This window comes from Nocardioides sp. (assembly GCF_041600255.1).
In the GTDB taxonomy this organism is placed as follows: domain Bacteria; phylum Actinomycetota; class Actinomycetes; order Propionibacteriales; family Nocardioidaceae; genus Nocardioides.
The window spans coordinates 1-11,564 of sequence record NZ_JBFIKK010000107.1 but is presented as its reverse complement, the minus strand read 5'-3'; the positions used below and the strand labels follow the sequence as shown (position 1 = coordinate 11,564).

Sequence of the window (11,564 nt, the reverse complement as noted above, 5' to 3'; positions counted from 1 at the left end):
GCCTCCGCTCGCTCACGCTCGCTTCGGATGCTCCCTCCGTGTGGCTCGTCGCTGGCGCTTCGCTCGCCACCTTCCGATCACACGGGTCGTGTGTCTACCTGGTTGTTCCTGTCGTGATCTCGTGTGTCGGACTCGCGCACTAGCGCGCGGCGCGCTCGCGTGCGCGACGCTCGTCGTCTTCGTCGGTGCCACGCTCGGGGCGGGAGATGTCGATGCCGAGCTCCTCGGCGGCACGGAAGACGTCCTCCTCCGCGTCGCGCATCTCGATGGCCGTGCCGTCCTGGGACAGCACCTCCACGTTGAGGCAGAGCGACTGCATCTCCTTGACGAGCACCTTGAACGACTCCGGGATGCCGGAGTCGGGGATGTTCTCACCCTTGACGATGGCCTCGTAGACCTTGACGCGACCGGGCACGTCGTCGGACTTGATCGTGAGCAGCTCCTGCAGGGCGTAGGCGGCGCCGTACGCCTCCATCGCCCAGACCTCCATCTCGCCGAACCGCTGGCCACCGAACTGGGCCTTACCGCCCAGGGGCTGCTGCGTGATCATCGAGTAGGGGCCGGTGCTACGCGCGTGGATCTTGTCGTCCACGAGGTGGTGCAGCTTCAGGATGTACATGTAGCCGACCGAGACCGGAGCGGGGAACGGCTCACCGGAGCGACCGTCGAACAGGCTCGCCTTGCCGGTGGAGTCGATCATCCGGACGCCGTCGCGGTTGAGCGGCGTCGAGCCGAGCAGACCGATGATCTCGTCCTCGCGCGCACCGTCGAACACCGGCGTCGCCACCTTGGAGTTCGGCTCCGCCTTCTCCGCGTGGATCTTGATCAGGCGCTGCTTCCAGTCCGCGTTGTCCGGGTCCTCGCTGAGGTTGAGGTCCCAACCCTGCTTCGCGAGCCACCCGAGGTGGAGCTCGAGGATCTGGCCGATGTTCATCCGTCGCGGGACACCCAGCGGGTTCAGGACCACGTCGACCGGGGTGCCGTCCTCCATGAAAGGCATGTCCTCGATCGGCAGGATCTTCGCGATGACGCCCTTGTTGCCGTGACGGCCGGCGAGCTTGTCACCCACGGAGATCTTGCGCTTCTGGGCCACGTAGACGCGGACCAGCTGGTTGACGCCCGGGGGCAGCTCGTCGCCCTCTTCGCGGTCGAAGACGCGAACGCCGATGACCGTGCCGGACTCACCGTGCGGGACCTTCATCGAGGTGTCGCGCACCTCGCGCGCCTTCTCACCGAAGATCGCGCGGAGCAGGCGCTCCTCCGGGGTCAGCTCGGTCTCGCCCTTGGGCGTGACCTTGCCGACGAGGATGTCACCGGTGGTGACCTCGGCGCCGATGCGGATGATCCCGCGCTCGTCGAGGTCGGCCAGCATCTCCTCGGAGACGTTCGGGATGTCCCGGGTGATCTCCTCCGGACCCAGCTTGGTGTCGCGGGCGTCGACCTCGTGCTCCTCGATGTGGATCGAGGTGAGGACGTCCTCCTGCACCAGGCGCTGGCTGAGGATGATGGCGTCCTCGTAGTTGTGGCCCTGCCAGGGCATGAACGCCACGAGCAGGTTGGTGCCGAGAGCCATCTCCGCGTCGTCGGTGCAGGGACCGTCGGCGATCGGCGTACCGACCTCGAGCCGGTCACCCTCACTGACCAGCGGGCGCTGGTTGATGCAGGTGCCCTGGTTGGAGCGCTTGAACTTCTGCAGCTTGTACGTCTGGTACGTGCCGTCGTCGTTCATCGTCTCGACGAGGTCGGCGGAGACGTCCTTGACGACACCGGCCTTCTCGGCGACGACGACGTCACCGGCGTCCACAGCGGCGCGGTACTCCATGCCGGTGCCGACGTACGGCGAGTCGCTGACGATGAGCGGAACAGCCTGACGCTGCATGTTCGCGCCCATGAGCGCGCGGTTGGCGTCGTCGTGCTCGAGGAACGGGATCAGGGCCGTCGCGACCGACACCATCTGGCGCGGCGAGACGTCCATGTAGTCCACCTCGTCGGCCAGGATCGCGTCGACCTCGCCGCGCTTCTGGCGAACCAGGACGCGCTCCTCGGTGAAGCGGTTCTTGTCGTCGAGCTTGGCGTTGGCCTGCGCGATGACGAAACGGTCCTCGTCGTCGGCGGTGAGGTAGTGGATCTCGTCGGTGACCTTGCCGTTCTTGACCTTGCGGTACGGCGTCTCGACGAAGCCGAACGGGTTGATCCGACCGTACGACGCGAGCGAGCCGATCAGACCGATGTTCGGGCCTTCCGGGGTCTCGATCGGGCACATCCGGCCGTAGTGCGACGGGTGGACGTCACGGACCTCCATGCCGGCACGGTCACGGGACAGACCACCCGGCCCGAGCGCGGACAGGCGACGCTTGTGCGTCAGGCCGGCGATCGGGTTGGTCTGGTCCATGAACTGGCTGAGCTGCGAGGTGCCGAAGAACTCCTTCAGCGCCGCGACCACGGGACGGATGTTGATCAGGGACTGAGGCGTGATGGCCTCGACGTCCTGGGTCGTCATCCGCTCGCGGACCACCCGCTCCATCCGGGCGAGGCCGGTGCGGAGCTGGTTCTGGATCAGCTCGCCCACCGTGCGCATGCGCCGGTTGCCGAAGTGGTCGATGTCGTCGGCGGAGATGTCGAGCGTGCCCTGGGGCGACTCGAGCTGCTCCTGGCCGTCGTGCAGCGCGACGATGTAGCGGATCGCGGCGACGATGTCGTCGATCGTCAGCGTCTGCTGGTCGAAGGCCTCGGTCAGACCGAGCTTCTTGTTGATCTTGTACCGACCGACCTTGGCGAGGTCGTACCGCTTCGGGTTGAAGTAGTAGTTGTTCAGCAGCGTCTGGGCGGCCTCGCGCGTGGGCGGTTCGCCGGGACGGAGCTTGCGGTAGATGTCGAGCAGCGCGTCGTCCTGGGCCTGGGTGTTGTCCTTCTCCAGGGTCAGCATCATCGACTCGTACTGGCCGAACTCTTCGCGGATCTGCTCGTTGGTCCAACCGAGGGCCTTGAGCAGGACCGTGACGTTCTGCTTGCGCTTGCGGTCGAGGCGGACGCCGACCATGTCGCGCTTGTCGATCTCGAACTCGAGCCAGGCGCCACGCGAGGGGATGACCTTCGCGGTGTAGATGTCCTTGTCGGACGTCTTGTCGGCGGAACGCTCGAAGTAGACGCCGGGCGAACGCACCAGCTGCGAGACGACGACCCGCTCGGTGCCGTTGATGACGAAGGTGCCCTTGGGCGTCATGAGCGGGAAGTCGCCCATGAAGACCGTCTGGCCCTTGATCTCACCGGTGTCGTTGTTGGTGAACTCGGCCGACACGTAGAGCGGCGCGGAGTAGGTGAAGTCCTTGTCCTTGCACTCGTCCACGGTGTACTTCGGGTCGTAGAACACCGGGTTCTCGAACGACAGGGACATCGTCTCGGAGAAGTCCTCGATCGGAGAGATCTCCTCGAAGATCTCCTGCAGACCGGACTTCCTCGAGACGTCCTCGCCCTCGGCGATCCGGCGCTCGACGGCGGTCTGCCAGGCGTCGTTGCCGACCAGCCAGTCGAAACTGGTGGTCTGGAGGGAGAGGAGTTGCGGAACCTCGAGTGATTCCTTGATCTTTGCGAAAGAGATGCGGCGGTTGTTACCTGTGGTGGTGCGCGCGGCCAAGAGAGGTCCTTCGACGGGTTCGCTCTTTGTGTAAGGCGCCAGCCGACCACTCAGTCAGCCACCGGGTAGGCGATGAGCATTTGAGGGCAGGCGCAACGCGCAACGATAGCCGATGCGAGGGCACGTCGCAATACCGGTGGCGCGCCCGTTCGTGACCGTGAGGATGATGATGACCCTCGCCGACGGGCAGGTCAAGCACCCGTCCGGCGCGGGCAGCTACTTGCAGACGCCGTTGGGGGTGGTCAGCAGGCAGTCGACGAGCCACTCGTCGCCGACCTTCTCCATCTGCACCCGGACCTGGTTCTTGTAGACCTGGGGCTCGGTGACCTGCTTGTTCGTGGTCGGCTGGTCCACGAAGAGCAGCACCTCGACCCGCTGGTCCCCCGACCGAACGATGCCCGAGGCCAGCACCCGCGTCGTCACGACCGTCTCGGTGTTGGGGGCGTTCTCCCGGATCACGCCGAAGACCTTGTCGTACTGCTCGCGGTAGGACTCGGTCATGTACGTCTGCGCGGCCTGCTGGTCCTCGTCGAGGGTGGCGGCGTCGTACGACAGGATCGGCACGATCGCGCGCTCCGCGGCACTCTGCGCAGCGCGGGTGGAGTCCTGGATGCTCGCGTCCGAGGGCTTGGACCACATCCAGGCACTCGCCGCCACGGCCACGGCGGTCAGCACGGCGACGGCGGTGAGCAGCCAGCCGGGCACCGAGCGGCCGGCGATCATCCCGGCGCGGTCGGTGGTCGCACGCGTCGAGCTGCTCGCAGACGTGGTGGCTGCTGCCGCGGAGGTCGAGGCCCCGCCGTCGTCGGCCGCATCGTCGTCGGCCGCGTCGTCGGCCCGCTGCTTCTGGTCCTGGACGGCGAGCTCGGCGTCGTGCTCGGCGCGCCTGACCGGGTCCAGCAGGACCTCGGCGGCCTGGTTGTAGACGCGGAAACGACGATCGGTCGGGTCGAGCTCGGCGATCGCGTTCTTCCACGCCGCCTTGATCTCGGCCTCGCTGGCGTCGGGGGCGACGTCGAGGAGGTCGTAGAGGCTCGGGGTCATCGGTTCGCTCCCGTCACCGGCGTGAAGTTGTCCACGAGCCACTCGTCGTCGACCTTGACCAGGTCGACCTCGACGCGGAAGGGCGCTGCGGCGTCCTGGATCCGCTCGTCCTTCTTGCCCGGGTAGGAGTTGACGAAGGAGCCGGCCACGAGCACCGACGCCGAGTCGGCGTCGATCGAGGAGACCCCGGTCGCGAAGATCTCGGCGGTGCGGCCGACCCCGGCCTGGGCCACGGTCTGCTCGGCGGCGGTCACCCCGTCCGCGAACGAGGTCTGGAACTTCGGGGTGATGATCGACTCGACGAGGTCGCGGTACTCCGGCATCGTGCCGTCGTCCGCGAGCAGGTCGGGGCCGTAGGTGTTGACCCGCAGCATGAACTGCGAGGCCTGGGTCATCACGGTCTCGCGCTCGCGCTGGACGTCGTCGGCCTCACCGGTGCGACCGGCGACGAGCCAGATCAGGATGCCGGTCGAGGCGAGCAGGGCCACGACGAGCACGCCCAGCAGGGCGACGCGGAACGTCGACGAGCTGGTTCGGTCGGAGACCGTGGTGTCCGGGTGGTCGCTGCGTGTCAGTCCCGAGTCGTGGTCAGGGGCTGGAGGAACAACCACTTCCAGGACTCCTCTCCGAGGGTGGTGGGTGCGGGCGACCCGGCGGGTGCCAGGTTCGCGTCCACCTTGCCACCCCAGGTCAGCCGGCCCGTCTCCGGGTCGTACGACGCGACCACGGGAGCGCGGTAGTTCGCACCCGCCCGGGGAGCGTGCTGGGCGCCGCGGGCGTTACTGACCGCCGCGGGCTCCTCACACCGAGCGTCCATGTTCATCTTGCGGTTGCTGCCGTCCTGGGGCGGGCGCGTGTCCGTGCCCTCGTAGCCCTTGTGGCAGACGTGGTGCTCCTGGGTGATCAGCCCGAAGTGCGCGTTGTACAGCCCGGTGTCCGACGACTTGGAGACGACCGTGAAACCACCCTCCACCACGTAGGGGTAGATCACCAGGATCTGCTCGACACCGTCGAGGTGCTTGACCACGACCTCGCCGGTGGTGACCAGGTTGTTCACCAGCTGCCCGAGATCGACCTCGTTGTCCTCGAGGAAGCGGCGCAGCTGCGCGGCGGTCGCCGACCCGCGGTTGATCACGTTGCGCAGGTCCTGGTCCGAGCCGGCCAGGCTGCTGCTGAAGAGCGACAGCTCGCTGGCGAAGGTCCGGATGGCGCTGGTCGAGGCGATCTGCCCCTGCAGGACGGTGTTGCTGTCCCGGATCAGGGCGGTGGTCACGTCGAAGTTGTCGTTGGCCGCCTCGATGAACGAGTCGCCCGAGTCGATCAGACGCTGCAGGTCCTCACCGGTGCCGCCGAAGGCCTTGCCCATCTCGCGGACCGTCGTCTTCAGCGCCTTCTGGTCCACCGACTGCACCGTGTTGGACAGGTTGGTGAGCAGCTGCTTGGTCTGGATCGGGGTCCGGGTGTCCTTGACGTCGATCTCGGAGTTGTTCGACAAGTACGGCTTGGTGTCCACCTGGGGCTGCAGCTCGACGTACTGCTCGCCGACGGCAGAGCGGTTGCCGACCACGGCCAGGGTGTCGGCCGGAATCGTGTCGTAGCGGTTGTCGACGTCGAGGTAGACGTCGACACCGTCGTCGGTCAGGACGAGCTTCTCGACCTGCCCGACACGCACGCCCCGGTAGGAGACCTCGGCGCCGGCGAAGATGCCGCCGGACTGGGAGTAGTGCGCGACCACGGTGTAGGCGTCGTCGCGGATCAGCCGGTCCAGGCGCGCGTAACGCGCTCCGACGTAGCTGACCCCCACGAGCGTGATGATCACGAAGACCATCAGCTGGACCTTGGTACGCCGGGTGATCATCGGATCACCATCCCGGGCACGAGCAGGGTCACCAGGGCGGGATCGAACAGCTTCATCATCTGACCCATCGTCGGACCGTGGGTCTCCCACTTGTCGGTCGGGCCGAACCCCGCGCGCGGGAGCGGGAGGGGGAGGCCCGGCAGGCGGTTGTTGCCGTTCTTGCCGTTGGTGAGCGAGAACGGCAGGTCGGGGAGCTGGTTGAGCTCCTCGCACACGGCCTTGTTCTTGTTCTTCGGCTTCTTGCACTCCTGCTTCAGCTGCGCCAGGTCCTCGGCGTTGGTGAGGACCTTCTTGCACGCTGCGGAGTCCAGGCTGCCGCTCTGGAGGCACTTGGCCACGTTGTCGAGGACGATCGTCGGGTCGAGGATCGTCGGCAGGGTGGGCAGCGGCGGCTCGGAGCCACCGCCACCACCGCCGCCGTCACCGGTGGCGTCGATGATCATCGTGACCGAGAGGTTGGTGTAGTCACCCATGTGCAGGTTGCGGGCGACCTGCGGGTCACGACCGACGACCTCGTCCACGAAGGGGTAGGTCAGGAACACGTTGAAGGACTTGGCGAAGTCGTCCCCGGTCGCGGCGAGCTCGGAGAGCACCGGCTGCAGCTGGCGGAACGTCTCGATCGTGGCGTCCTTCGACTCCCGGATCACCCGGGTGCCGACACCGCTGAGGTCGTTGAGCGCGCGCAGCATCTTCACCAGGTCGGCACGCTGCTTGTCGATGGAGACCAGCGCGCTGGGCAGCTCCTCGAGAGCGGCGTCGATCGTGCCCTGCTGGGTCTGCACCGCGATCGCCAGGCGGTTCAGCGAGTCGATCGCGTCGACGATGTCGGCCTTGCCCTCGTCGAGCTGGGTGACGAAGATCCGGATCTGGTTGAGCACCGACTTCGCGGAGTCCTCACGGCCCTCGAGGGCGATGTTGAGCTCCTGCGCGATCGTCTTGAGCTGGGCGACACCGCCACCGTTGAGGAGCAGGCTCAGCGCACCGAGCACCTCCTCGACCTCGGGGTTGCGCCCGGTCGCGGAGACGGGGATGACGTCGCCGTCGGCGAGCTCGCCGGTGGCGCCGGAGGCCGGGGCGCTCAGCGAGACGAACTTCTCGCCGAGGAGGCTGGTCTGGCGGATCTCGGCCACGGCGTTGTCCGGGAGCTCGGTGTCCGCGCGCAGCTCCAGGGTGACGTCGGCGATGTAGCCGTCGAGGGAGATGTCGGTGACCTGACCGACGCTGACGTCGTTGACCTTGACCGTGGACTTCGGGACCAGGTCCATCACGTCACGGAACTCGACCTGGATCGTGATCGGGTTGCTGCCGACGTCCGGCCCACCCGGCAGGGGGAGCTTGTAGACGTCGAACTCGCAGCCGCTGAGCAGCAGCGACGAGGCAGCGACGGCCAGGACGGTCTTGAACCGCTTCATCGCTGCACCTCCACGAGGCCGCCGAGCGTCGGATCGAACATGTCGAGCATGCGGGTGCGAGCTCCCTTGCCGAAGGTGGCGCTGCGGGGGAAGGCATCCTGGATGGCGTCGCAGGCGGCCCCGGACTTGTCGGCCTGGTTCACGAACCCGCAGAGCAGCGTCGCGGGGTCGTTCTCGAGCTGGTTGAACAGTTCGCCGGTGTTCGACGAGGTGTCGAGCGTGCCCGCCTGCGGGTTGTAGGTCAGGTAGAGGTTGTTCAGGGCCAACGGCGCGGTGTTCAGGATCTCGTCGAGCGCCTTGCGCTGCTTGACCAGCACCTTGCTGACCCGGTTGAGGCCGGAGATGTTGCGCCCCAGGACCGCCTCGTTCTCCTCGACGAACGACGAGACCTGCCCCATCGCCTCTGCCAGGTTGCGCAGGGCCGCGGAGAGCTCCTCACGCTCACCCGCGAGCATCTCGGAGGCACCGGCGAGCGACTGGTTGAAGTCACGCACCGTCTTGTCGTTGCGGGCGAGGGTGCCGATGAAGCCCTGCAGCTCGGCGGCGGAGCCGAACAGCTCGTCCTTGTTGTTGTCGAGGGTCTGGCTGAGCTTGCTGAAGTCCTCGATGGTGCGGTGGAAGCGAGCACCCTGGCCGCCGAAGTTCTCCGCGGTGACCTCGAGGAGGTCGGTGAGGGCGCCGTTCTTGTTGGCACCGTTCGGGCCGAGGGCCACGTTCAGCTTGTCCAGCCCGGCGTAGATCTCGTCGAGCTCGAGCGGGACGGCCGTGCGGTCCTCGTCGAGGACGACGCCGTCGGCCAGCACCGCTCCCCCGTCGTACACCGGGGTGAGCTGGACGAAGCGGTCACCCACGATCGAGGGCGCGATGATCGCGGCCTTCGCGTCGTCGGGGATCTTGACGTCTGCGTCGTACGACATCGTGACCACGACCTTGGTGCCCGAGGGAGTCACCTTGTCGACGGTGCCGACGGGGACACCCAGGACCCGGACGTCGCTGCCCTCGTAGATCGAGATCGCCCGCGGGAAGTTCGCGGTGAGGGTCTTGCGGTCGCCGTCGCGGAACATCACGAAGCCGGCACCGGCCAGCAGCACGACGATCAGACCGGGGATCAGGAACTTCTGCAGTGCGGCCATGTCAGCCCACCTCCGGAGCGGGGGGCATGTTCTGGATGTAGGTGTCGAACCACGGCCCGTTGCCGAGCGTGTTGGCGAAGACCCGGTAGAAGGGCGCCATCAGTCGCAGGCTGTTGTCGAGGTTGTCCTCGTTCTTGTTCAGGACCTGGACGACGTTGTCGAGGTGGGTCAGCGCCGGCTTGAGGTCTGCGCGGCTCTGCTTGACCAACGCGGTCAGCTCCTGGGAGAGGGTCGAGGTCGAGACCAGCAGGTTGTGCACGGCCTGACGTCGGGCGATGAGCGCACGGAACAGGACGTCGGAGTCCTTCATCAGCGCGATGATGTCGTCGTCCCGCTCGTTCAGCACCCCCGAGACCCGCTTGAGGTTCTTCAGCAGCGAGTTGATCTGCTCGTCGCGCGCCGCGATGTTCGAGGAGAGGGCCGAGACGCCCTTGAGCGCGCTGCGGAACTCCTCCGGCGTGTTGCGGGTCAGGTCGGCGAGCGTGGTGAGCGACTGCGCGAGCTGGTCGGTGTCGATCTCCTGGGAGGTCTCGGCCAGCCCGGAGAACGCGTCGATCACGTCGTACGGCGAGGTCGTGCGCTCCAGGGGGATCTCGCTGTCGGCCGCGAGCTGGCCGTCGCCGGCCGGCTCGAGGGCGAGGTACATGGCGCCGAGCAGGGTCTTGACCTTGATCGCCGCGTGCGTCTCGGTGCCGAAGTCGGAGTCGGTCTTGACCCGGAAGGTGACCTTGACGTGGTCGCCGTCCAGCTCGACCGACTCCACCTTGCCGACCCGGACGCCGGCGATGCGCACCTCGTCGTTGGCGCGCAGCCCGCCGGCCTCGTCGAAGGCGGCGTAGTAGGTGTCGCCACCGCCGATCAGCGGCAGGTCCTGGGCCCTGAAGGCGGACATGATCAGGGCCGCGATCACGGCGAGGCTGATGGCCCCGATGATCACGGGGTTGCGTTCACGGAACGGGACGCTCATCCGAGGTCACACCTCGCGCTTCCGGTCTCGTAGGCAACGGGCAGCGTGGCGCCTCCGGGCAGCTTCACCTTGCCGTCGAAGTGACAGAGGTAGAAGTTGAACCAGGATCCGTAGATGGCGGTCCGGCCGACCTTGGTGAGCTTGATCGGCAGCACCTTGAGCACCCGGTCGATCTCGCTCTTGTTCTTGTCCAGGTTGCCGGCGAAGGAGCGCAGCGCCTTGACGTCGGCGACGAAGGGCTTCCGGATGCCGGAGACCAGGCCGGCTGTCTGCACCGAGAGGTCGGAGATCTCGTCCAACGAGCCGAGGATCGCCTCGCGGTCCTTCTTCAGCCCGGCCACGAACTGACGGAAGGTCACGATCAGCTCGCTGAGCTGGTCCTCACGGTCGCCGATGTGCTCGAGCACGTCGTTCAGGTTGACGATCAGGTCGCCGACCAGCTCGTCGCGGTTGGCCAGGGTGTTGGTGACCGAGGCGGTGTGCGAGAGCAGCCCCTCGAGGGTGCCGCCCTCGCCCTGGAAGACCTGGACGATCTCGTAGGAGAGCTTGTTGATGTCGGCCGGCGACAGCGCCTGGAACAGCGGCTTGAAGCCGTTGAACAGGACGGTCAGGTCGAGGGCCGGGGAGGTCTGGGAGACCGGGATCGTGTCGCCCGGCTCGAGGGGGCTGCTGTCGCCCACCTTCTGGCTCAGGGAGATGTAGCGCTGACCGACGAGGTTCCGGTAGCGGATCGAGGCGTGCATCGACTTGGTGAGCTGCGTGTCGTCACGGACGTCGAAGGTGACCATGGCGTGGGTGCGGTCGTGGATCTCGATGCTGCTGACCGTGCCGACCTTCACCCCCGCGATCCGGACGTCGTCGCCCTTGACCACGCCGGTGGCGTCGACGAACTCGGCCTTGTAGTCCTTGCTGCCGGCGAACGTGACGTTGCCGATCACGGCGACCAGGACCCCGGTCGCCAACGTGGTGACCAGGATGAAGATCAGCAGCTTGACCAGGTCGCCGCTGGTGCGCTTGTCCAGCATCTTCATCGCAGGGACACCTCCGCGCCGCGGGCCATCGGGCCGAGCAGCAGCACACCGAGATCAGGAACGTCGGCGCTGGCGACGCCGAGGCTGGGACCGAGCAGGGACTTCAACAACAAGGACTCCTGGGCACTGCCGACCATGCCAGCGCCTGAGTAGTAGTTCGGAGCGACGCGACTGGTGCCCTTGCCGGTGGGCTCGTCGACGCCGTCGTTCATGTTCGGCTGGCTGGGCAGGGGGTTCTCCTGCGACCAGGGCGGGTTGGGCAGGTGCAGGCACGAGGGCCCACGCTTCTCGCCGTAGCGGGGCTTGTCCTGCGGGGTGTAGTGACGCGGCTGGTTCGGGAGCGGCTCGAGCACGATGTGCAGCTCGAACCCGCGGAACGCCTCGGCCTGCAGCTTGCCGGCGTTCACGATGCCTCGGGTGAGGCACTGGAACTCGGGTGCGTACTTGGCGAAGACCTTCAGCTGGGCGGCGCTGACGTCGCTGAG

The 11,564-nt window shown here is 67.0% G+C and carries 9 protein-coding genes; all 9 read right to left on the bottom strand.

Going from position 1 to position 11,564, the window contains the following annotated elements; all coding sequences use genetic code 11:
- Positions 1-139: 139 nt before the first annotated feature.
- Positions 140-3,634 carry a DNA-directed RNA polymerase subunit beta gene (gene rpoB, locus ABZE72_RS12630; RefSeq protein ID WP_372729389.1) on the bottom strand — a complete coding sequence of 1,165 codons (3,495 nt, stop codon included), beginning with the start codon at positions 3,632-3,634 and terminating at the stop codon, positions 140-142.
- Between the two features lie 216 nt (positions 3,635-3,850).
- Positions 3,851-4,678, bottom strand: a complete 828-nt coding sequence (locus ABZE72_RS12625) for a J domain-containing protein (RefSeq protein ID WP_372729388.1) — start codon at positions 4,676-4,678, stop codon at positions 3,851-3,853.
- Positions 4,675-5,289 carry a hypothetical protein gene (locus ABZE72_RS12620; RefSeq protein ID WP_372729387.1) on the bottom strand — a complete coding sequence of 205 codons (615 nt, stop codon included), beginning with the start codon at positions 5,287-5,289 and terminating at the stop codon, positions 4,675-4,677. The genes ABZE72_RS12625 and ABZE72_RS12620 overlap by 4 nt, the downstream gene beginning before the upstream one ends.
- Positions 5,250-6,536, bottom strand: a complete 1,287-nt coding sequence (locus ABZE72_RS12615; protein WP_372729386.1) for an MCE family protein — start codon at positions 6,534-6,536, stop codon at positions 5,250-5,252. Before ABZE72_RS12615 ends, ABZE72_RS12620 begins: the two co-directional genes overlap by 40 nt.
- On the bottom strand, positions 6,533-7,948 hold the full coding sequence (locus tag ABZE72_RS12610) for an MCE family protein (RefSeq protein ID WP_372729385.1): 1,416 nt from the start codon (positions 7,946-7,948) through the stop codon (positions 6,533-6,535). The genes ABZE72_RS12615 and ABZE72_RS12610 overlap by 4 nt, the downstream gene beginning before the upstream one ends.
- On the bottom strand, positions 7,945-9,081 hold the full coding sequence (locus ABZE72_RS12605) for an MCE family protein (RefSeq protein WP_372729384.1): 1,137 nt from the start codon (positions 9,079-9,081) through the stop codon (positions 7,945-7,947). Before ABZE72_RS12605 ends, ABZE72_RS12610 begins: the two co-directional genes overlap by 4 nt.
- Before the next feature lies 1 nt (position 9,082).
- Positions 9,083-10,048: an MCE family protein gene (locus tag ABZE72_RS12600; RefSeq protein ID WP_372729383.1), complete on the bottom strand. Its 966-nt coding sequence runs from the start codon at positions 10,046-10,048 to the stop codon at positions 9,083-9,085.
- Entirely contained in the window at positions 10,045-11,079 is a 1,035-nt protein-coding gene (locus ABZE72_RS12595) for an MCE family protein (RefSeq protein ID WP_372729382.1), read from the bottom strand. Before ABZE72_RS12595 ends, ABZE72_RS12600 begins: the two co-directional genes overlap by 4 nt.
- A partial coding sequence (locus ABZE72_RS12590) for an MCE family protein (protein WP_372729381.1) occupies positions 11,076-11,564 on the bottom strand: 489 nt, incomplete at its 5' end. The genes ABZE72_RS12595 and ABZE72_RS12590, both read right to left, overlap by 4 nt.